At 61.4% G+C, this 22,321-nt stretch carries 18 protein-coding genes; 2 read left to right on the top strand and 16 right to left on the bottom strand.

Annotated features, from left to right (window positions below; genetic code table 11):
* Positions 1-6: 6 nt before the first annotated feature.
* The 7 genes from ACFSUD_RS17890 to ACFSUD_RS17860 form a co-directional block, all read right to left on the bottom strand.
* Positions 7-393: a rhodanese-like domain-containing protein gene (locus tag ACFSUD_RS17890; protein WP_386375872.1), complete on the bottom strand. Its 387-nt coding sequence runs from the start codon at positions 391-393 to the stop codon at positions 7-9.
* Positions 394-498: 105 nt separating this feature from the next.
* A complete protein-coding gene (gene cueR, locus ACFSUD_RS17885; RefSeq protein WP_386375871.1) occupies positions 499-888 on the bottom strand; it encodes a Cu(I)-responsive transcriptional regulator in 390 nt (129 codons plus the stop codon).
* A gap of 10 nt (positions 889-898) precedes the next feature.
* Positions 899-3,415, bottom strand: a complete 2,517-nt coding sequence (locus tag ACFSUD_RS17880) for a heavy metal translocating P-type ATPase (protein ID WP_386375870.1) — start codon at positions 3,413-3,415, stop codon at positions 899-901.
* Between the two features lie 97 nt (positions 3,416-3,512).
* Positions 3,513-4,076 (bottom strand): PqiC family protein, encoded by a 564-nt coding sequence (locus ACFSUD_RS17875; protein WP_386375869.1) that lies wholly within the window; start codon positions 4,074-4,076, stop codon positions 3,513-3,515.
* 2 nt (positions 4,077-4,078) lie between these two features.
* Positions 4,079-6,526, bottom strand: a complete 2,448-nt coding sequence (locus tag ACFSUD_RS17870; protein ID WP_386375868.1) for an MlaD family protein — start codon at positions 6,524-6,526, stop codon at positions 4,079-4,081.
* Positions 6,519-7,124 carry a paraquat-inducible protein A gene (locus tag ACFSUD_RS17865; RefSeq protein ID WP_386375881.1) on the bottom strand — a complete coding sequence of 202 codons (606 nt, stop codon included), beginning with the start codon at positions 7,122-7,124 and terminating at the stop codon, positions 6,519-6,521. The genes ACFSUD_RS17870 and ACFSUD_RS17865 overlap by 8 nt, the downstream gene beginning before the upstream one ends.
* 11 nt (positions 7,125-7,135) lie before the next feature.
* Complete coding sequence (locus tag ACFSUD_RS17860) at positions 7,136-7,783, bottom strand: paraquat-inducible protein A (RefSeq protein WP_386375867.1); 648 nt, start codon at positions 7,781-7,783, stop codon at positions 7,136-7,138.
* 141 nt (positions 7,784-7,924) lie between these two features.
* Between ACFSUD_RS17860 and ACFSUD_RS17855 the strand changes: the two genes are divergently transcribed.
* Positions 7,925-8,485: a type 1 glutamine amidotransferase domain-containing protein gene (locus ACFSUD_RS17855; protein ID WP_386375866.1), complete on the top strand. Its 561-nt coding sequence runs from the start codon at positions 7,925-7,927 to the stop codon at positions 8,483-8,485.
* A 62-nt stretch (positions 8,486-8,547) separates the two neighbouring features.
* On the opposite strand, the gene ACFSUD_RS17850 is transcribed toward ACFSUD_RS17855, so the two are convergent.
* The 8 genes from ACFSUD_RS17850 to gabT form a co-directional block, all read right to left on the bottom strand.
* A complete protein-coding gene (locus ACFSUD_RS17850) occupies positions 8,548-9,519 on the bottom strand; it encodes a C45 family autoproteolytic acyltransferase/hydolase (RefSeq protein ID WP_386375865.1) in 972 nt (323 codons plus the stop codon).
* Between the two features lie 18 nt (positions 9,520-9,537).
* Complete coding sequence (locus ACFSUD_RS17845; protein WP_386375864.1) at positions 9,538-10,998, bottom strand: biotin carboxylase; 1,461 nt, start codon at positions 10,996-10,998, stop codon at positions 9,538-9,540.
* Positions 10,999-11,014: 16 nt separating this feature from the next.
* Positions 11,015-13,753 (bottom strand): aminotransferase class I/II-fold pyridoxal phosphate-dependent enzyme, encoded by a 2,739-nt coding sequence (locus ACFSUD_RS17840; RefSeq protein ID WP_386375863.1) that lies wholly within the window; start codon positions 13,751-13,753, stop codon positions 11,015-11,017.
* A 76-nt stretch (positions 13,754-13,829) separates the two neighbouring features.
* Positions 13,830-14,834 (bottom strand): carbon-nitrogen hydrolase family protein, encoded by a 1,005-nt coding sequence (locus tag ACFSUD_RS17835; protein WP_386375862.1) that lies wholly within the window; start codon positions 14,832-14,834, stop codon positions 13,830-13,832.
* 166 nt (positions 14,835-15,000) lie between these two features.
* Positions 15,001-17,751 (bottom strand): TRAP transporter permease, encoded by a 2,751-nt coding sequence (locus ACFSUD_RS17830; RefSeq protein ID WP_386375861.1) that lies wholly within the window; start codon positions 17,749-17,751, stop codon positions 15,001-15,003.
* Between the two features lie 97 nt (positions 17,752-17,848).
* Positions 17,849-18,808 carry a TAXI family TRAP transporter solute-binding subunit gene (locus ACFSUD_RS17825; protein WP_386375860.1) on the bottom strand — a complete coding sequence of 320 codons (960 nt, stop codon included), beginning with the start codon at positions 18,806-18,808 and terminating at the stop codon, positions 17,849-17,851.
* Between the two features lie 303 nt (positions 18,809-19,111).
* Positions 19,112-19,480 (bottom strand): SpoIIAA family protein, encoded by a 369-nt coding sequence (locus tag ACFSUD_RS17820; protein ID WP_386375859.1) that lies wholly within the window; start codon positions 19,478-19,480, stop codon positions 19,112-19,114.
* Positions 19,481-19,586: 106 nt separating this feature from the next.
* On the bottom strand, positions 19,587-20,984 hold the full coding sequence (gabT, locus tag ACFSUD_RS17815; RefSeq protein WP_386375858.1) for a 4-aminobutyrate--2-oxoglutarate transaminase: 1,398 nt from the start codon (positions 20,982-20,984) through the stop codon (positions 19,587-19,589).
* 178 nt (positions 20,985-21,162) lie between these two features.
* On the opposite strand from gabT, the gene ACFSUD_RS17810 reads away from it, so the two are divergent.
* On the top strand, positions 21,163-21,714 hold the full coding sequence (locus ACFSUD_RS17810) for a cupin domain-containing protein (protein ID WP_386375880.1): 552 nt from the start codon (positions 21,163-21,165) through the stop codon (positions 21,712-21,714).
* Positions 21,715-21,799: 85 nt separating this feature from the next.
* Here the strand turns inward: ACFSUD_RS17810 and ACFSUD_RS17805 are convergent, their stop codons facing one another.
* A complete protein-coding gene (locus ACFSUD_RS17805; RefSeq protein WP_386375857.1) occupies positions 21,800-21,973 on the bottom strand; it encodes a hypothetical protein in 174 nt (57 codons plus the stop codon).
* Positions 21,974-22,321: the final 348 nt, after the last annotated feature.

The raw sequence follows: 22,321 nt of genomic DNA, 5'->3' as shown, positions 1-22,321 counted from the left end.
TACTGCTCACTCCGGCCGGTTTTCCTTACGCTGCGGCGCGCCGCTCGCCATATCCGTGCCGATATAAGGCTGATGGGCCTCTTTCCACCCGGTAAAACCGCCTTCAAGATGCGCGATCCGCTCGGCCCCGGCCTCGATCATCTTCTTCGCCATCTTGGCCGACCTCTGAGATGATCCGCACACCAACACGATGCGCCTGTCCTGTTGTGACGGCAGAAATGCGGGATCGAATTCCGCCATCGGCAGCAGCAGCGCGCCTTCGACATGCTCAAAGGCATATTCCGCCGGAGTGCGCACATCGACAAGGATGATGTCGCCAGTATTCTGCGCACTGGCCACCTCCTGCGGGGTCCAGGTCTCGAGTGTCGCGCCGTTATGGTCTTCGCTTTGCATGATCGCTCTCCTTCAACATTAGCCGCACAGGTTCCGGTAAGGCGGTTGCAGCCTCCCCTTTCCCGATAGATCAACTGCCAAGGCCCGCCGACCGGTTCCGGCGGTTCAGTTCGGCGCTTCGAGGCGCTTCAGGATCGGACAATCCGGACGCTGGTCCCCCGCACAGTCCCGCACCAGTATCGCGAGCGTGTCACGCATCGCCTCGAGATCGGCGATCTTGGTTTCGATCTGCGCCAGATGGCTCTGCGCGATGGCACGGACATCGGCGCTGGCGCGCTGCTCGTCCTCCCAGAGCGCTAGGAGATTGCGGCAATCCTCGATGGTGAAACCCAGTGTCCGCGCGCGCGCCAGAAAGGTCAGCTTGTGCATGTCGGTCTCGCGGAACGCCCGATAGCCATTGTTGTCGCGGCGCGGCGTCACCAGCCCGATGTCCTCGTAGTAACGGATTGTCTTGGGCGGCAATCCGGCACGTTTCGCGACTTCTCCGATATTCATCGGCGTTCTCCTATTCCGCCGGGGCGGGGCGCAGGGACGGCACCGCCTTTGGCTTTCGAAGGGCCAACCCGGCATCCGGTGTGACCCAGCGCAGGCGCAACGCGTTGCTGAGCACGAAGACGCTCGACAACGCCATGGCAGCGGCGGCGAGGACCGGCGAGAGCAGCAGGCCGAACAGCGGATAGAACACCCCCGCCGCGACCGGGATCAGCAGCGTGTTGTAGCCGAAGGCCCAGACCAGGTTCTGGCGGATATTGCGCATGGTGCGCCGGCTGATCTCGATGGCGTTGACGGCGCCGCCGAGATCGCCCGACATGAGCACAACGTCTGCGGCCTCGATGGCGACGTCTGTACCGGTGCCGATGGCGATGCCCACGTCCGCACCGGCAAGCGCCGGGGCATCGTTGATCCCGTCCCCGACGAAGGCGATACGGCGGCCCTGCCCACGCAGTTCTTCGATGGCGGCGAGCTTGCCCTCGGGCAGTACTTCGGCAACCACGTGATCGATCCCCAGTTCGGAGGCGATGGCCTTAGCTGTAACCCGGTTGTCGCCGGTGATCATCGCCACCCGGAGTCCCATGTCATGCAGAGCCGTGATCGCAGCGAGGGTGGTTGGCCGAACACGATCCGCGACCGACAGAACAGCCGCGACCTGCCCATCGACAGCGACATAAAGCGGGGTCTTCCCCTCTGCCGCATAGCCTTGCCCAACAGCCTTCAGCTCACCCAGAGACACGCCTTCGCGTTCCAGGAAGCGATCCGCTCCGATCAGCAGATGCCGCCCGTCGATTCCAGCACTGACGCCCTGACCGGTGATCGATTCAAAGGAGTCCGGCGTGACGAGCTTCAGCCCCTCCTGCAGGGCACGCCGGGTGATGGCCTGTGCAATCGGGTGTTCGGATTGCGCCTCGACCGAGGCGACGAGCTGCAGCAACGCCTGTTCCTCGAATTCCGGCGCCACACGGAAATCGGTCAATTCAGGACGCCCTTCGGTCAAGGTGCCGGTCTTGTCGAGCGCCACGACTTCGACAGCCTGAAGCCCCTGCAATGCGTCGCCCTGTCGGAACAATATTCCGAGCTCGGCGGCCCGCCCGGTGCCCACCATGATTGAGGTTGGAGTTGCCAATCCCATGGCGCAGGGGCAGGCAATAATCAGCACCGAGACCCCGGCCACCAGCGCATGGCTGAGCGCCGGGTCAGGGCCGAAAATCAACCAGGCCGTTACCGTCAGCGCCGCGACGACAATGACAGCCGGGACGAACCAGAGCGTGACCTTGTTGACCAGGTCCTGAATCGGCAGGCGGGCGCCCTGCGCCGTTTCGACCATGCGAATGATTTGCGCCAGCATCGTCTCGTCGCCGACCTTGATAGCGCGGAAGCTCAGCGCCCCGGTGCCGTTGACCGTACCGCCCACCAGGGTCGCGCCCTCGGATTTCTCGACCGGAACCGGCTCGCCGGTGATCATGCTTTCGTCGACATAGGATATGCCCGAGATCACCTCGCCATCGACAGCAATCTTCTCGCCGGGCCGCAGGCGGATCAGATCGCCGACGACAATCTCTTCGACCGGTACTTCCGTCAATGCGCCATCGCGCTCCACCCGTGCGGTCACCGCGCGCAGCCCGATCAGCTTGCGGATTGCCGCGCCGGTACGCCCCTTGGCACGCGCTTCGAGAAAACGGCCGAGCAGGATCAGGGTGACGATCACCGCCGCCGCTTCGAAATAGACAGCGCGGGCGGTTTCAGGAAGCAGCGTCGGGGCAAAGAGCGCCACCACCGAATAACCCCACGCGGCGAAAGTGCCGAGGGCGACGAGCGAATTCATGTCCGGCGCGCCCCTGAGCAATGCCGGAACGCCTTTGCGGAAGAACTGGCCTCCTGGCCAGAGCAGCACGACGGAGGTCAGAAAGAACTGAATGAGCCAGCTGTTCTGGGTTCCGATCGTGCCGTCGATCCAATGGTGTACGGCCGGGATCGCATGACTGCCCATTTCCAGCAGGAAGACCGGCAGAGACAGCAGCACCGCAATAAGCAACATCCGTTTCTGTTCCTGGCGTTCGCTTTCCTTGCGGGCATCGGCAGACGTGGTTGCTGTATCATCACGCGTACGAAGTCGCGCCGGGTAACCTGCCGCGGTGCTCGCAGCAGCCAATCGCGCGCCATCCGCGGTACCACTCAATACCTGCACTACCGCTTCTTCGCGCGGCAGGCTCACATTCGCCGAAACCACCCCCGGCATTGCACGCAGCGCCCGTTCGATGCGACCCACGCAAGAAGCGCAGGACATGTTCTCGATGCTCAGATAATGGGTGTCGATACGGGCTGGGTAGCCACTCTGTTGCAGCGCCTCCGCCAGAGCCGCGGAAAGCGCAGCGCCGCTGCCGGTGACCTGCGCGGTCTGCGTTGTCAGGTTGACCCGCGCGTCGCTGACGCCCTCGACGGCGGTCAGCGCCTTTTCCACCCGGCCGACGCAAGAGCCGCAGTTCATCCCTTCAATATCGAAAATCAGCGTCTTGTCCTGGGCCATGGTGCCACTCCTTACCGGATCACCAGCCACAGATAGAGGTTCCCCTCACTGGAAGGTCAAGGGCTTCGCTGTCTGAAATTTGAGCAGCCCCCGCTGGTCAGCGCAGCCCTTCGCGCGCCACGTAACGGGCAAGATCGAGGATCAGCTGGCCGCGCGCGGCAGCCAGCGCATTGGGCCCGCCCTTGGGATCGAAGGGAACCGCCAGATCGAAAAGCCCCCCACGCTCCCGCCCGCCTTCCGCGACAGCGACGAAATATTGGCCCGACGCGCGAAATTGCCCCGCGGTGGTCGCGATCAGCTCGGTAAATCGGATTTCCAGCCGTGCATCGGGATAGGCTTCGAAAGGCCATGGCTCCGACGCAATGCGCCGCCCGGTCAGCCGCGCCAGGTTGCGGCTCAGTTCCAGCGCGACGGAACGTTCCGGCGCGTCGGCCCAGAGCACCTTGCTGGAGCTGGTCAGCGTGCCGTCGGCCTGCTGCAGATGAATCTCGTCCGCTGCTGCATAACTCGGCAAGGAGACGTCGCGCACCTCGATCGCGGAGAAGGAAATCGGCATCCGCTCGTCTACCGTCGGCGGCGAGACGGTGAACCTCTCAGGCGTGCCGCAGGCAGCAAGGGTCAACGACATGACCAGAATGGACAGGGGCTTTGCAATCATCATGTCTATCGTCCCAGCAGAAGCGAGTTCGGTTTACGTTCGATGGTTCGGGCCAGAGATGCAAGCGCATCCGCCGCCTTGCGAATGTCACGCAGGGTTTCCTCCGCCGAGCGGCTCAGCTGATCGCCCCGGTTGTAGCCTTCGATGGTCTGGCTCGCCTGAGCGAATAGCCGCGTCAGTCGCTCCACGATCTGCGGCAGGTCCCTGGCCGAGAGCGAGATGCTGTCAGCAGCATTGCGCGCCGAGGCCAGGGTGCGGTTAACGTTCTCCACCGCACCGCCTTCGCGCAGCTCCGCCAGGGTGAAGTTGACCTCATCAAGCGCCCGTTTCAGCGCCCCAGGCAGCGCGATGGCGTCCTCCGTTCCGATCACCGCATCGGCGGAGCGGGTCAACGCACTCAGCTCGGTAAGCAGCTCTTCCACCTCCAGGGATTCCGCTTTCGCCGCCACCGCCTGGATCTGTTCGATCAGCTCGGGGATACCGTCCACGGAGGATTCTACCGTGGCTGCCGCCGCGGCGGCGCTGTCGAGTACCTCGGTCAGCCGCGCGGTGATCTGGGGCAATTGCTCGGAAGAATTGGCGATATTGGCCGAAGCCACCCGTGCCGAGGCAAGGGTCTGGTTGATGTCGCGCAGGGCACCGCCGTCGCGCAGTTCCTTGAGACTGTCATTGACCTGATCGAGCGCCTGTTTCAGCGCATCCGGCAGTGCTGCCGTGGCCTCCGACGCGATCAACGTATCCGCCGAGCGTACCAGCGTGGTCACCTCGGCGATCAGCTCTTCGACTTCCAGCGCCTCGGCCTTGGACGCGACGCCCTGCAGATCCTCGATCAGGGTCGGCATTCCCTCAACCGAGATCGAGACGGCATCGGCCGCGCTCGATGCGGCATCGACCGCGCCGACCAGCCGCTGCACCAATCGTTGCTCCTCGAGATCGGCAACGAGCGTTTCGATGCGCGTCAGCGTCGCGTTGAGGGCGACGGGGATATTCTTGACATCCGGCGAGTTCACCAGCCCGGAGAGGTCGCCGAGCAGCGTGCGGACATCCTGTGGTGTCTCGCGCAGATCCTCGCTCGAGATGAAGGCATCGGCGGAATTCAGGAAGGAAATCGCGCTGTTGAGCAATTCCTCGATCGGCAGGTTGTTGATGCGGGTGAACACCCCTTCGACCGTGGCGGCGGCATCGGAAGTCTCGCTCTCGGTCGTTGGAAAGATCGGCAGCTCGTTGGGCACTTCACTGATCCGCGCGGGCGGCGCGTCGTCAACCATGACCAGCTCCACTTTCAAGCCACCGGTCAGCAGGCTCGCCGAGGCGAGCCGTGCGCGCAGGCCGTTGGCAACCCGCTCCTGCAGGAAGGCAAGCGCCGAATCCGCCGTCACTTCGCTGGGCAGGCCGAGCCGGGCGGGCTGGATCGACAGCGAGACGTTGAGCCGCACACGACTGTCGCCGAACTGGTCGTAGTCGACGACGCCGGACAGGGCCTCCACCTTACCGATGGTCAACCCGCTGAGCTCGACCGGTGCACCGACGGACAAGCCGGATACGTTGTCATCAAAAATCACGTTTAGCTCAAGAGGATCGACTTCAGACGCGTTGAAGATCGAATTGCGCGCGGCCTCCTTGGTCGGAAAGATCTCGAAGATCGTGCCGTCCTGTACCCTGCCGCCGCCGGAAACGAAGGTGTCGAAGGTGATACCGCCGCCGACCAGGGTGGCGATCGAGGAAAAGTCGATCTCCGCCCCGCCGGGACCGATCGATACGTCGAAACCGGAAGTGTCCCAGAAACGGCTGGTCTCGTTGATCAATCCCCGATGCTCTTCGAAGATCAGCGCCTCGGCGATGGCATAGGTGCCGCGCGGCGCGATCTTGGCCTTTCCAACCCGGCCGACCTCGATCCCCTTGTAAAGGATCGGCGCGTTATCGGTCAGCGAGCCGGTGGCGGAACTCTTGATCGCGATCTGCAGCCCGGACTGCCCGGGGCGGATCAGCGGGGCCCCGGCGGACCCCTGAAAACGGCTGGCGGGCTGGCCGATCTGACGGTCCCAGGAGCCTTCGATAAAGACGCCGCTCAACACGGTGCTGAGCCCGCTGACACCCTGTAGCGTGACCTCCGGCTCGACGATCCAAAACACCGCGCTGCTGTCGATGAACGGCGCGACATCCTTGTCCACGCGGATATAGGCCGTAACCTTCTCAAGCGTTTCGGTAAAGCCGACCTTCTCGACCCTGCCGACAGTGATCGAGCGGTATTTAAGCTCGGTCTCCCCTGCCGCGATCCCCGAGCCGCTCTCGAATTCGACCACGATGACCGGCCCGCGGTCGTTGTAGGAGCGCCACGCCACGCCGAGCGCCACGAGCAATGCCAGGATCGGGATCACCCAGATCCAGGAGGCGCCGCTGAAAAAGACCTTCCTTGCCGGGGTGAGGGGCACGTCAGGGGGTGTCTCAGTCATTACGGTCGGGCCTCCTGGCCTTGCTCTGTGCGTCCCAGATCATCCGAGGGTCGAAGGCCTGCGCCGACAGCATGGTAAAAATCACCGACAACGCGAAGAAGATGCTTGCGGCACCTGGGTTTATCGTCGCCAAGGTTCTGAGTTGCACCAGCGAGGACAGGATCGCAACTACAAAGATGTCGATCATCGACCAGCGCCCGATATACTCGACCACCTCGAACATGAGCTGCCGGGCGCGGTTCGAGACCTTGGAACCGTGCCGCACGCTGATCGCCAGAAAGGCGATTGCCCAGAACTTGCCGACAGGGATCGCCACCGAGGCGATCAGGATGATGATCGCCACCCCCCAGCTGCCATGATGGGCCAGCTCCACCGCGCCGCCGACGATGGTGCTCTCATCGACGATGAACAGGGTCTTGGTACGCAGCATCGGATAGATATTTGCCGGCACGTAGCAGATCAGCCCCATCAGCCAATAGGCCCAGACCCGTTGCAGGCTCATGCGGTCGCGCGAGACCAGACGATGACCACAACGGCCACATACGTCCGTGCCCAGCGGCCACGCCTTGGTACAGCGCGTGCAGGCGACGATCCCCATTTCCCGGGCGGTCAGGATCTTTTCGGATGTTCCAGAGAATTCCATACAGACCATTTGCACATAAAGCTGTCCTGCGCGACGACAAGTACAACGAGGATGCCGAACATCCAGAAGGCCGGGCCAAAGCCGACATGGGCCAGATCGCTGACCTTGACGAGGGCGACCGCGCAGCCGATGGCGAAGATCTCGGCCATCGACCAGGGGCGCAGGGCTTCGGAGATGCGAAAGGCGCGCACCGCGTGACGCGCGGCGGGACGGTCGAGCACCACCGGGATCAAGACATAGAGCGTGAGGATCGTGCGCAGCAGCGGCACGAGGATGATCAGCGCGGCGGTTGCCAGCGCCAGCAGGACCAGCGGACCGCCTGCGAAAGCCAGCGCCGCATCGAGGATCGAGACCGCGTTCTTATTGCCCGCCGCGTCGATGGTCAGAAACGGAAAATAAGCGGCGCCGATGATCAGGAACAGCACCGCGAAAGCAACTGCGATGATATGCAGACCGGCATTGCGCCGCGGCGCGATCAGCACCTTGTGACAGCGCGCGCAGACCGCGCGCTCGCCATTCGCGGGTTTCCTCAGGTGATAGACCGCGTCGCATTGCGGGCAGACGATCAGGTCTGCCAATGCCTTGTCACTGATTGCCGGTACTCTTGCGTTCATAGCAGCTTATTAACCGATCAGCAGACCCGGCGACATCACAAATTGCGACAATCCGCCGGGACCCGACGGCACCCGGAACAGCGCTCATTGCCAGACGTTTCCCCTGCAGAATCCGAAAAGCAATGCAAAGGAAGGTACGAGATGACCGATATCAATGACGCGAAGATCCTGATCCTGTCGACCGATGGTTTCGAACAATCCGAACTGGAAACCCCTCTGAAAGAACTGAAGAATGCGGGTGCGACGGTGCATGTAGCGACGCCGGATGGCGAAGACATCACGGGTTGGGATGAAAAGGACTGGGGCGGCAAGGTCAGCGCCGATCTCAAACTGGGCGACGTCAATGTTGCCGATTATCACGCCATCGTGTTGCCGGGCGGGCAGATCAACCCCGATCTGCTGCGCGCCAACAAGGACGCTGTCTCGCTGGTCCGCGATTTTGCCGACAACGGCAAGGTTGTCGCGGCGATCTGCCATGCCCCGTGGCTGCTGATCGAGGCCGGGATCATCAAGGGCCGCAAGGCAACGTCCTATGGTTCCATCGCAACCGACATGAAAAATGCCGGGGCGCAATGGGAGGACAGCGAAGTCGTGGTGGATCAGGGCATTATCACCAGCCGCTCGCCGGATGACCTGAATGCTTTCGTGAGCAAGATCATCGAAGAGGTGAAGGAAGGCAAACACGACCGCCACGCGGCTTGATCAAAGCTTCGCCTCCGGCGACAGATCGACCGAGGGCGGCGAATACATCGCCGCCCCTAGCCTCATGCGGCGCCCGGTACCAGAATTCGGCGTCCGCCCTCTGTAAAATTCTTCAGCGACAGCGGCCAGATCGTCCCGGGCCAGCGCAGTTCCATCTCGCGTTTGCCGGGGCGATAGACGGCCGTATAGAGCGTGCCGAACCCGGCATCGAAGGCAGTTGAATAGAGCGGCGGCTTCAGGAAGGCGGTGATAAACTTCTCCTGCGGATCGCGGTGCAGTCGCATACGCTGGATCAGGAAACGCTCGCGCTCGACCGTCGCGGTAAAGCGGGCGTGGCTTACCCATTCCACATGTTCCTGATGATTGGTCGCGACCGCCGCATGGGTGATCAATGTCGCCCGGTCCGGTGCCATCATCGCCGTGAGATACCGACGCTTCCCGTCTATCACGGTGACATTGTAGCTCATATGCGTGGGCACCCGCGCCAGCACCTTTCCCGCTTCCTCGGCGCTTTCGCAGGTCTGCAGCACATAACGCAGGATCAGCGGCACGCCGAAGCCTTTCCCCACGATGCGACGCCCGCCAAACGTCAGCGAAATCGCCAGCCCTGCATCATTGACGCCATCCACCAGCCCCCAGAGCCCGTCGGACGTGCCCATGACCTGCCGCCCCTGCCAGCCGGTCCGCAGCAGCAATGCGTCGAAGGCCAGTGGATTGTAATCGTAATTACGTACCAGAACCGGCTCCTTGCCGGGCCATATCGCCTGGCTGCACCCGGCCAGATAGGGCGGTGGGCAATGGAAGCTGAGAAACCGTGCTGCCTGATCGGTGCCGCCCGCCAGTTCGCAGAGTTCGTCGTAGAGCTCGAGCATCTCCGGCATATGCTCGACCAAGGCACGACGGCTTTCGCCATAGGTCGGGCGCGCCGCTTCCCCCTCTTTCAGCCACCACTGACGATACTCCGGCCAATATTCCGCAAACAGCCCGGCCCATTTCGGACCGGGTGTCAGTTCGGAAAGGGCGCGCCAGAACATCTCCGTCTTCCGGTCGGTCTAGAGGATCTTGAACGCCGGGTCCGAAAGCTCCGGCGCGGCGCTGGCGCTCGGCAGGGGCTTGCCCGCAACGGCGCGTTTGATGCCATGGATCCATTTCTTCGCCCGCTCGTTCAGCTCGAAGGATTTGGTCATCGAACGTCCGCGGGTGACCAATATGCCGATATCGGCCCCTTCATAACGGTAATCGCCGGGTTGCAGGATGCGCAGGAAGAAGGCTTCGTTCTCGGATTCCACGGCGCGGCGGTGATAGTCGAACCTGTCAAACACCACACGGCCATCTTCCAGCATCCTGTAGATGCCGGTCTCCGGCGCTTCGGTGCAGATATCGACGCTGTCTTCGGTATGTTTGATGACCATCTGGCTCCAGCCGTCGATCATCTCCGGGTCTGCCCAGCGGGCATTGAGTTCATCCACATCGAGTTCAAATTTCTTGCGGGAGAATTCGAGCAGATGGAACAGGAACAGTGGCGCGTCCGCATGCGCGAAAGCCGCGTGGTTGGTCATTGATGAAGCGCCGGTGATCCGTGGATTGAGCTCGCCCAGCCAGAGGTCGCCGGTCTTCTTGTCGATCAGGAAATCGAGCTCGAAATAGCCTCGGTAACCCTCCTTGCGCAGTTGCTCGCCGAACTTGAACGTCAGGTCGCGCGCCTTCTCGCGGACCTTGGGTGGGAAGGCGGTGGCGAGAATTTCATTTCCGCACCAGCCGCCGCGATAGGGTGTCAGCTCCTTGAAACCCACAAGCTCTGTCATCAGCGGACCAACAATGGTGCCTTCCTTGGTGGCACAGGCCTCGATCGCGGAGCCGCGGCAATCGATCCGCTTCATGATCTTGATCTCGCCCTCGCCGACGATTTCATGCTCGTGACGGCGGAAATCGGCCTCGGACTTGATGAAGAAGGTGGTATGTCCACTGTCGCCGAAGGCTGATTGCAGCACCAGATCATGCCCGATCCCCGCCTTCTCGCAGGTCTTCTTCAGATCGTCATAGGATTTGACCTCGGCCAACACGTTGGGCACCGAGGGCACGCCCGCCTTGTTGCCGATGCGTACCGTCTCGATCTTGTTGTCCATTGCCTGGCGCAGCTTGGCCTTAGGAAACCAGATTTCGGCGCCCAGCTCCTTGGACAGCCGTTCGGTCTCTTCGTCGAACATCAGAAAGACGAACTTCGGCTTGCCGCCACGACGCTTGATGAAATCGATGACTTCCTTGTGCTGCAGCAGATAATTGTTGATGTCCTCGATGCTCTGGAACTCCGCGTGCGGCTGCTCGGAAGGGCAGAACACATTCGGATGCTTGCCGCCGTAACAATCGATGTAGCAGATGTATTTGAAGTTCTTCACCCATTCATCGAGCCCAAGCAGATTGAAATTGGTGGCGGAGATGAAATAGACCGGCTCTTCGTTGCGGTGAAAGAACCGGCGGATTTCGGAAATGTTCTTCAGAATCGTCTTTGCCATAATTGGGGTCCTTTACTTAACTGGGTGAGGAAGAAAGATCTTTGTCGCGCACGCTCTTCAAAGCCGCCTCGGTGAAGACACGCAGGCCCAGATCCGGGCGGTAGCCGTGGATCTCGGTGACATCCAGCGCCCGCATGAAGGCGAGGATCTCCTGGCTGACCACCTGTCCCGGCACCAGGATAGGGAAGCCCGGCGGATAGGGGATGATGAAACTTGCGGAGACCACCGTCTGCCCGGCATCAAGCGCCGCCTTGAGCGAGCCGTCCAGCTCGAGATAATCGCAATTCTTCTCGTTATAGGCGAGGAAGAAGGCAGTTCTGATATCACCTTCGGCGGTGACGTCATCGGCACGGAACGCGTCGTGAAAGCGGCTGAAATCCGGCAGAGGCGGATATTCTTCCGTCAGGTTATGCACCCGTCGCTCAAAGGACAGACGCTCCATCCGGCTGGCGTCGTCGAGCAATTCATCAAGTGAGCGGGCGATCTCGACCAGTACCTCGATCAGATAGGCGACCGAGGAGCGCGTCGTGCCGATATTGGTCATGAACAGCACGGTATTTCGCGAAGTCTTGTTGATCTGAATCCCATATTTGTCCATCAGGATCTCGGTCTTGAACGTGTCTCCGTCCCATCCCGTGCCGCCGACCGCGAGCGTCACCCGCGTGGCATCGAGCACGAATTCATCGCGCTGCCAACATTCCCAGAGGTCGGTCCAGCCATGTTCGACGTCATAATAGCTGGTCACACCGCTTTCACGATATTCAGGCGGGACCATGTCGCCGACGGTGAGCACCTTGAAATACTTGCTCAGCAGCGGATGCTGCGAGATCGCCCGGCGCATCGACATCGCTGCCTCGATCTGGCGTTTGACGAATTCAAACCCTTCCAACTCGACCTGCCGCCGTCCAACATCGAGCGAGGCGATGATCTGGTAGTTCGGAGAGGTCGACGTATGGGTCATGTAGGCTTCGTGAAAGCTCTGCTCGACCTCGCCTTTGAAATCCTGGTCGTTGACATGGATCATCGAACCCTGGCGGAGCGAGGTCAGCGTCTTGTGCGTTGATTGCGTCGCATAGACCCTCACCCGCGCATCGGGCGGCGGGATCAGCCGGGTATTGAGCAGGGTTTCCTCGTCGGCGTTCTTCAGCTTTGCCTGCTGCTTCTCGTAGGCTGCGGCATGGGCTTCGGTCCTGAACTTCGGCCTCAGCACGTTGGCGGCGTTCATACCGGTACGCTGCCTGTAGGTCGGATCGCAGCGAGCGAAGGCGAACCAGGCCTCGTCCCAGAGAAAGATCAGGTCGGGTTTGATGGCGAGACATTCTTCCATCACCCGTTCGACATTATAGACCAGCCCGTCGAAGGTGCAGTTGGTGAGCAGCAGCATCCGCACCCTGTCGAGCTTGCCTGCCGCCTTCAGCTTCAACAGCTGATGCTTGATCTCGCGCAACGGCACGGCGCCATACATCGAGTATTCGTTGAGCGGGTAGCTGTCGAGATAGCAGACCTGCGCCCCGGCCAGCACCATGCCATAGTGATGCGACTTGTGGCAGTCCCTATCGACCAAGACGATATCGCCGGGCCGCACCAATGCCTGCACGACGATCTTGTTGCAGGTGGACGTGCCGTTGGTCGCGAAAAAGGTCTGTTTCGAGCCGAAGGCGCGGCTCGCCAGCTCCTGCGCCTCCTTGATCGGGCCATGGGGTTCAAGCAGGCTGTCGAGCCCGCCGGAGGTGGCGGAGGTTTCGGCAAGGAAGATATTGGCGCCATAGAACGCGCCCATGTCCTGAATCCAATGCGACCGGGTGATCGACTTGCCGCGGCTGATCGGCATGGCGTGGAAAACGCCGGTCGGCTGTTTGGAATATTCAACGAGCGCGGTGAAGAAAGGCGATTTGCTGCGCGCCTGCACGCCACGCAGGATGTTGAGATGCAGCTCCATGAAGTCTTCCTGATTGTAGAAGACCCGGCGGCAGATGCCGAGATCATGGCCGGCGATATCCTCGACCGACCGCTCCGTGACGAGATAGGCGTCGAGCTCGGGGCGCACCTTGGCGATCATCCGGCAAAGTTCGGGACCGTAATCCTCCGGTTTCAGCGCATCGATACTCGCCCGCCCTCCGGCGCGCGCAGTATAGCGATCGACGATGGTGGAAATGGCCTTGGACTTCAGCGTCAGCCCCGGTCGCACGACGATGGCCTGGATATTGTGGTTGAACAGCACCGCGATCAGCGCATCCTCGAGGCTCGGCACGACCACTGCCTCGTAGATGAACGGGTCCTCGGAACGTCGCATTGATTTGACATTGTTGCGCAGCCAGCGTTCCTGCTGTTCCGAAACGCTGTCCACGATCAGCACTTCGAAATAGGGTTTGGTGAGCGCCCGGGCCTCGGGGCTCAGCATCGCCTCGTCGTCATGCTCCTCCTGATCGATGGAATCGCGTTCCAGCGGGATATGCCGTCGCCGGTAGGCGCCGGTGGCCAGCGCCCGCGCGACCCGGTTTACCGCGAAGGCGAGATCGTCATATTTCCCCATCTCGAACTGGCGGCGCATGTGATCGAACACCGCCATGCCGGGGAACGCCCAATAGGGTTCCATCCGGCCCAGGCTTTCGAGATGCAGCGTCACCGATTTCAGCAGTTCGACCGCTTCATTCGGCTGCGGATCGCGGGTCAGGGCGGCGCAGACCTCGCGCAGGCCGCTCCACCGGTCAGATCGCAGCTGGATCGCGGATGAATAGTCGGAAATCGATTGCATCAGTATAACTCCGCTGCGCGGGGTCGACCGATGCCATCAGCGCGCGATACCGGAACCGCGCGACGATTTCACCGGCCTAGCCGCTGGATGTGCCGCCGGTTCCGGTCGTGAGTCCGGATCTCGGTGGCGGGGTAGTCGGATCCGCAGCCGGTACTGCGGGTTCGGGCGTTTGCGCCGCGGCTGGCGGCTGGGGCGAAGGGTCGTAGGGCAGACCGGCGCGGCTGCCCTGCCGAGTCATTTCGAGGGGACCAAGCGTCTTGAGATAGGCATCGCTGCCGCTGCTGCGGTCGTATACGGGGAAATCGGTACTGCGGTCGCGGAAGGACTTGAGCACCTGGCCCAGCCCTTTCAGCCCCACCTCGCGCTGGCGGCGCACCAGCGACAGGTCGAGCTCGATGGGGAACATGTCCTCCTGCCCGGCGGATTGATGCAGCACCATCGAGGTCGGATCGACCACGCAGGATTTGCCCACCCCGCCCGCACCGAGCCCGTTGACGTCCACGACATAACATTGGAACTGTGCCGCCGTAGCCCGCGCAATGGCCAGTTCGGCGTCGCGGTCAGTGGTGCCGGTCAGCACCGGGTGCAGCAGCACTTCGACACCCTGGCTGGTCAGCTGACGGGTGGTCTCCGGAAACCAGATGTCATAGCAGATCGACAGGCCGAACCGACCGACCTCGGGCACGTCGAAAACGCAGAAGTCATTGCCCGCCGCGATTCCGGCTTCATAGGGCCGGAACGGGAACATCTTGGCATAGCGCCGGATGACCTCGCCAGCGGGATCAATCACCAGTGACGTATTGTAGATCAACCCGTCTTGGGGATTTTTCAGGAACATCGATCCAGGGATCAGCCAGACTCGATGCCGACGAGCCGCTTCCTGGAATCGTTCGATGGTTTCGTTTTCCGGCGGCAGAGCGAAACGGTCGAGCGGGCCGAAGGGCGCGAGTTCCGAAAACAGCACCATCTGTGTCCAGGGAAACCGCGCCATCAGGATATCGAGACGCTGGATCATCCCGTCGACGTTGGATTCGAGTGCGTTGACGTACATCTGCACGCCGGCAATTGCGAAAGGGGTCATGGTGTTCCACTCCGAGCAGGACGGCCGCGCTGTGCGAGAGGGACTCGCATCGCCGCGGCATATTGCCGGTTCCATACGCGCATAAGGGCGCGGGTGGAACTGCGGAGAGGTAAACACCCCGTGTGGCCAGGAGCGGCCGCATATGTCAGATCCGTGGTGATGGCGATCAGACCGATACCGTCTGCCCGGAGCCGCGGCGGTTGCGGCCTCTTTGCAGGAACACCACCAGGGCCAGAAGCAACAGCGCCGGGATAAACATCCAATATTTGCTGGGCTGTGGCACCGGTTTCAGCACCCGCAGCACCTGCTGGTCCCAATCGAGCCCCGCCGCCTCTGCCGGAGACCCGTAGAGCACGTCATCGATGATCATGTTCTCCCCATCCTGCCGGAAGGCCAGCCCGGCCGCCTCCAGTTTCTCCTCGCCGGTTGCGCCAGGCCCGAGCGGCAGTAGCGCAACGAATTCGATCGGATCGCCGAGGTCGTTGACGCCGGCCACCCGCAGGCGCAGACGCTCGCCCACCGGGGTTTCCGCCGCTGCCTGTACGATTGCACTCGGTGCTTCCTCGCTATAGGGCGGCGAGACCATGTCCATCCAGAAGCCGGGACGGAAGAGAGTAAAGGCGATGAGCAGCAGGGCGATGGTCTCGTAGAAGCGGTTCTTGGCGATAAACCAGCCCTGCGTCGCCGCGGCAAACAGCAGCATCGCGAAGGTGGCGATCACGAAGACGAAAAGTCCCTGCCCCCAGCCGACGCCGATCAGCAGCAGTTCTGTGTTGAAGATGAACAGGAAGGGCAGCGCCGCGGTGCGCAGCGAATAGAAGAAGGCCACGAGCCCGGTCTTGATCGGATCCCCGCCGGACACGGCAGCCGCGGCGAAGCTCGCCAAACCCACCGGCGGGGTCACATCCGCCATGATGCCGAAGTAGAACACGAAGAGATGCACCGCGATCAGCGGCACGATCAGGCCGTTCTGCTGCCCCAGGGTCACGATGACGGGTGCCAGCAAGGCCGAGACCACGATGTAATTGGCAGTGGTCGGGAGACCCATGCCGAGGATCAGAGACAGGATCGAGGTCAGGAACAGGATCGCAAGGATATTGCCACCCGAGAGTACCTCGACCACGTCGGCAAGCGCCGAACCGACGCCGGTCTGGCTGACCACACCGACGATAATGCCGGCGGTTGCCGTGGCGATGCCGATACCGATCATGTTGCGCGCGCCGGTGACCAGGCCGTCGATCAGGTCGAGCACGCCTTCCTTGATATCCGCCAACAGGCGGCTTTCGCCCCGGAACAGCGCCATCAATGGCCGTTGGGTCAGCAGGATGAACACCATATAGGCCGCCGCCCAGAAGGCAGAGAGCCCGGGGCTCAGCCGATCGACCATCAGCGCCCAGACCAGCACCACGACCGGCAGAATGTAATGCAGACCCGAGCGGATCGTCGGACCGGGCAGCGGTAGCTTGGTCACCGGGGCGTTCGGATCATCGAGATGCAGCGGTTCCTCGCGCGCTGCGATGTAAAGAAGCCCCGCGTAAACCAGCGTCAGAAAGAAGAAGATTATGTACCCGGCCGTTTCCGGGAAGGCCGGGCGCAGCCAGCCCATGCCGTAATAGACGGCGAAGGACAGAGCGCATATGGCGGCGATGGCAAAGACGATGCCGATCAGCCGCTGCACGATCGGTTTGGGCGTATAGGGCCGCTCGAGACCTTCCATCCCGGCCTTCAATGCTTCGAGATGCACGATATAGACCAGCGCAATGTAGGAGATCACGGCAGGCAGGAAGGCGTGTTTGACCACGTCGAAATAGGGGATGCCGACGTATTCAACCATCAGGAAGGCGGCGGCGCCCATCACCGGCGGCATGATCTGTCCATTGACGGACGAAGCCACCTCGACCGCCCCGGCCTTCTCGGAGGAGAATCCGACCTTCTTCATGAGCGGGATGGTAAAGGTGCCGGTGGTGACGACGTTGGCAATCGAAGAGCCGGAAATGAGACCGGTCATCGCGGAGGATACAACCGCAGCCTTGGCCGGCCCCCCCTTGAGATGTCCCATCAGCGAAAACGCTACCTGTATGAAGTAATTGCCCGCGCCTGCACGGTCGAGCAGCGAACCAAACAGCACGAAGAGGAAGACGAAGGAGGTTGACACGCCGAGCGCGATGCCGAAGACGCCCTCGGTGGTGATCCATTGGTGATTGACGATCTCGGAAAGCGAATTGCCCTTGTGGGCGATGATGCTGGGCATGTTCGGGCCGAGCACCGTGTAGATCAGGAAGACCGAGGCGACGATCATCAGGGCCGGGCCGAGCGCCCGACGGGTCGCCTCCAGCAGGATCAGGAGACCGGTGATCGCCACGACATAATCCTGGGTGATCGGTGCACCGACCCTCTCGGAAATCTCGCGGTAGAAGATAAACAGATAGAGAGCGCAGAGGGCACCGACAACCGCCAGCGCCCATTCCCAGAACGGCACCCTGTCCTTTGGCGAGCCGAGCACGACCGTTGCGATGACAAACAGCGCAGGCAACGGTATCCACCAGATCGCCGTTGCATCCTTCGCACTCAACATGAACAGCGCCGCGAGCACCAGTGGCACGATTACCCCCAGAGCAATCTGGAACTTCGTTCGCGCGGCGGGAAAGACCATGATCCCGAGGAACACGGCAAAACCGAGATGGATGGATCGTGCCAACGTGTCGTTGAACAGGCCGAAGGGCGAGGCGATATAGAGCTGGAACAGCGACCAGCTTAGTGCCACCAGCATCAGCAGCGTGCCGACCAGACCACCGACAGAGCGTCCGCCGGTATCCGAAGAAGCAACAAGCTCGTCAAGCTCGGTCTGGCTCAGCCCGCCATGCCCCGCGGCGGCGGTTTCGACGGCGGCAGCCTTCTGCTGGTCTTTCTGTGACATGTCCTGTTCCCTGATCGCCCCGATTGTTTCGGGGGCTCTTATTACGGCCCATGCGCGGCGGCAAAGACCTGCCGCCGCGTCAGTTCATGCCGAAATGCTATTCGAGGAGACCGGCCTCCCTGTAATATTTCTCGGCACCCGGATGCAGCGGAGCCGAAAGACCATCGGCGATCATCTCCTCCGCGGTGAGGTTCTCGAACGCCGGGTGCAGACGCTTGAAACGATCGAAATTGTCGAACACGGCCTTCACCACCTGATAGACCACGTCATCGGGTACGGAGGCCGAGGTCACGAAAGTCGCCTTGACGCCGAATGTCGTGACATCTTCATCGGTGCCCTTGTACATGCCGCCCGGAACGGTGGCCTTGGCGTAGAAGGGATTGTCCTCGACCAGCTTGTCGATCGCCTCGCCGTCCACCGGCACGATATGCGCGTCGATGGTAGAAACGGCTTCCTGGATCGAACCGTTCGGGTGGCCGACGGTGTAGATGATCGCATCGACCTTATTATCGCCGAGTGCCGCGGCCTGTTCGGCCGGTTTCAGCTCGGAAGCGAGCGCGAAATCGTCAAGGCCCCAGCCCTTGGCGTTCATCACCACTTCCATGGTGGCACGCTGACCGGAGCCCGGATTGCCAATGTTGACCCGCTTGCCCTTGAGATCATCGAAGCTCTCGATGCCGCTGTCGCTGCGCGCGATCACGTTGAAAGGCTCGCCATGCACGGAAAAGACCGCGCGGATATCGTCGAACTTGTTGCCTTCGAATTCGGAAGTGCCGTTATAGGCATGGTATTGCCAGTCAGACTGGGCGACGCCCATATCCATGTCGCCCGCCTTGATCGCGTTGATATTAGCGATGGAGCCGCCGGTCGAAGGCGCTGTACATTTCAGTCCGTGCTCGGCCGTGCCACGGTTCACCAGACGGCAGATCGATTGACCGACGACAAAGTAAACACCTGTCTGCCCGCCCGTCCCGATTGTGATGAACTTCTCCTGCGCGAAAGCGGCGGTCCCGGCCGCCAAAGCGCCAGCGGTAACCAGCAATTTCAACATCTTCATGATGATCTCCCTATATGTTTCGAGGCAACGATGCCCGGGGAGGCACCGTATGTCGTCAGACGTCAGGACAGACAACGCTCAAAAGCGCCCAAGATCAGCAATATCGAGTGTTTCTCCGTTGGTCTGAAATCTCAACTCAGGTTAGGCAGGTTTGAAATTTCATTCAAGCATCCTGTGCGAATGAGTTTCTGGCGCCGCAAACATGCGGGTCTATTCAGTTTTTTTGGGATGGAAGCGCGCCGTACATGCCGACACCGGGGCGCGGTGTTTAATATATTAAGCAAGATGAAGGGCGGAAATGGCTCAACCCATCCCGGCGGCAAATTCCCGGGCCGCTTGGCTGTCACTCCGATCAAAGCGACGGAACTCCCCGCGCGGCAGCAACTTTTGCAAGGCCGCTGCCGCATCGTCGAAATGCTCACCCCGCGTCACTAGCGCCACGCGCCCAAATTTCTCGGCCTGATCGAACAGCCGCTGTTCCAGTCCCGCTTCGAACATGCCATTCCACACGGCGCTGCTGAGATCGCTCAGATCGAGCAGTGCATTCACCGCCCCCTCGTCGGAGACATAGGGCGCAAGCGCTGCCTCCAGCATTTCAATCTCGTCCTCGCCCATCTGATCACTGAACCGGATCTCGAGCACCCGCGGTGCAAACTCGTCGATCTTGAACATGGCGGCTACCTCCTAGCAGAATAACGCGAAGCACCACGCAATGGTTCAAACGCGAAACCGCCGACGCAGGGTCGGCGGTTTCCTCAAAATCCGTCAGGCTCCTGGTCTAGGCGACTTCTTCCGCCACTGCCGCCTGCACCGCCGCTTCGAAGATCTGCAGACCTTCCTCGATGATCGCATCGGAAGCGGTAAGGGGCACCATGACCCGAATGGCGTTGCCATGCATTCCGCAGCTGAGCAGCAGAAGTCCGCGCTTCAGAGCATAACCGATCACCCGTTTGGTAAAATCTGCATCCGGGGCAGCGCTGTCGAAATCCTTGACGAATTCCACCGCGACCATGGCGCCGAGCCCGCGGATATCCCAGAAGCGATAGGGCGCCGACCGCTTGCCGATCTCGGAAAAACGTGACTTAAGCGTTTCGCCCATGGCGCTGGAGCGCGCCAGCAGGCCTTCTTCCTCGATCGCCGCAATCGCCGCCAACGCCGCGGCACAGGCCACCGGGTTGCCGCCATAAGTACCGCCAAGCCCGCCGGGTGCCGTGGCATCCATCACATCGGCCCGGCCGATCACACCGGCCAACGGATAGCCCCCGGCCATCGATTTCGCCACGGTGATCAGATCCGGCACCACGCCGGAATGTTCAATAGCGAACCAGGTGCCGGTGCGGCCGAACCCGGCCTGAACCTCGTCGGCGATCAGCAGGATGCCGTGCTCGTCGCAAATTTCACGAAGCTGCTGCAGCATTTCGAACGGCACCGGCACATAACCGCCCTCGCCGAGCACCGGCTCGATGATGATCGCGGCGACCCGGTCGGGCTGCGCATCGGTGAGGAACAGGTTCTTCAACCCGGTAATCGCGTCCGCGACACTGATCCCGTCCCGAACGGAGGGGAAGGGCGCGCGGAAGACATCGGCCGGGAAAGGTCCGACATCTTTCTTGTAAGGCGTGACCTTGCCGGTCATTCCGAGGGTCAGAAGCGTGCGACCGTGATAGGAACCGGTAAAGGCGATCACCCCCGGTCGGCCGGTGGCGGCACGGGCGATCTTCACCGCATTTTCGACCGCTTCGGCGCCGGTGGTGACCAGCAGCGTCTTCTTCGGCGCCTGACCCGGTGCCAGCGCATTGAGCTTCTCGGCCAACGCGACATAGGGTTCGTAAGGCACGACCTGAAAGCTGGTGTGCGTATAATGGTCTTCCTGCGCCTTCGCGGCTTCGACAACCTTCGGGTGGCGATGACCCGTGTTGAGCACGCCGATACCGCCAACGAAATCAATGTAGCGGTTGCCTTCCACATCCCAGAGTTCGGCATTTTCCGCATGACGTGCATAGACCGGCGCTGCCGAAGCGACACCGCGGGGTACGGCCTGCTCCCGACGGGCGATCAGCGCGGCATTGCCTTGCGTGGATGCCGGTTGGTCGGCGATGGGTGTTTCAACCACGGCAATCTGCGGCTTCTTCTTCGCCGGAGCTTTGCGGGACTGTTTCTTGACACTGCTGGACATGGCGCGTTCCTTTCAGGATGATGCAGCGAACCGTTTAACAAATCTCTTATGTCGTTTAATATAATTGTCAACGGGGATTCTTTTTCACTGCCTGCCCCGTGAACTCTCTGCGCGAAAATGCCTGTGACAAATATCGGCACCAGCGCTAGAACAGCCCGATCTTCAGGAGATGGTAACGGTGAATATTGGTGGCAGATTGCAGAGTATACGCAAGGAACGTGGGCTCTCTCAGCGCGAACTCGCAGCGCGCGCCGGGTTGACCAACGGTACGATCTCACTGATCGAGAAGAACAAGACGAGCCCCTCGGTCGCCTCGCTGAAGAGCTTGCTCGACGCAATCCCGATCAGCATGGCGGAATTCTTCGCGACGATTGAAGACGCACAGGCTCCGAAGTTTGTTTACCGGGCCGATGAGCTGACCGAAGTCTCGCCACAGGGCGTGGGCCAGGTCTCTCTGCGCCAGATCGGAAATGCCGAACGCCACTCCTTGCAAGTGCTTCACGAAACCTACCCACCCGGCGCGGACACCGGGCAAGAGTTATTGTCACATCAGGGGGAAGAGGCCGGGATCGTAGTACGGGGCGCCATCGAGCTGACGGTGGATGGTCATGTCGCGATGCTGCAGGCAGGCGACGGCTATCTATTTGACAGCCGTCTGCCGCATCGGTTTCGCAATCCGGGTGCCGAGGATTGCGAAGTCGTTTCCGCCTGCACACCGCCAACTTTCTGAGCGATATGGTCAGAGATAAGAAAACCCCGACGCCGAAAGGCGCGGGATCTACTTGCGGTCTCTGGTTACTGGATTGCGTGAGCTGCTAACGGCCCGATCTGTGGTCCTGGCTGACTGCATTGTGGTCGGCCTTGCGCAACCGCTCGTAGCTTTCCTCATCATCTCCATAGTATTCGCGCTTATGCGCTGTCAGTGCGACAATGATAACTGCTGCCATGGTCAGGATCGTCACTGCGCCAAGAAACAATTCTGTGGTCATGTCCGCCTCCTATTCCACCTCGATTGCATCGGACCAACCGCGCTCTGCCGATTCAGTTCCACGTGAAACGTCACCTTTTGCGGCGCTGCGGCAATCCTGACAACCGGGATGAAAACTCCCTATGTCGCGAGCAATGTCAGAATTGGCGTTCGCCGGATTGACGCTCTTCGCCTTCCAGAGTTTGATTATGCGCCGCTATCAATTAACATCAGGTAAAGCTCTGTAATTCCGGGGATCTAGCGTAAGCCATGCCTTTCACGCAGATAGCTGCAAGCGGTGCGCCGCCCCCACCTTCCTTGTGATCGCCTGATCTGAGATTCGGCCCTAATGGATGGATTATCAGGGAGT

This window comes from Sulfitobacter aestuarii, assembly GCF_042685005.1.
In the GTDB taxonomy this organism is placed as follows: domain Bacteria; phylum Pseudomonadota; class Alphaproteobacteria; order Rhodobacterales; family Rhodobacteraceae; genus Sulfitobacter; species Sulfitobacter aestuarii.
The sequence above is the reverse complement of the archived record's forward strand: the minus strand, read 5'-3'. Positions and strand labels throughout refer to the sequence as shown.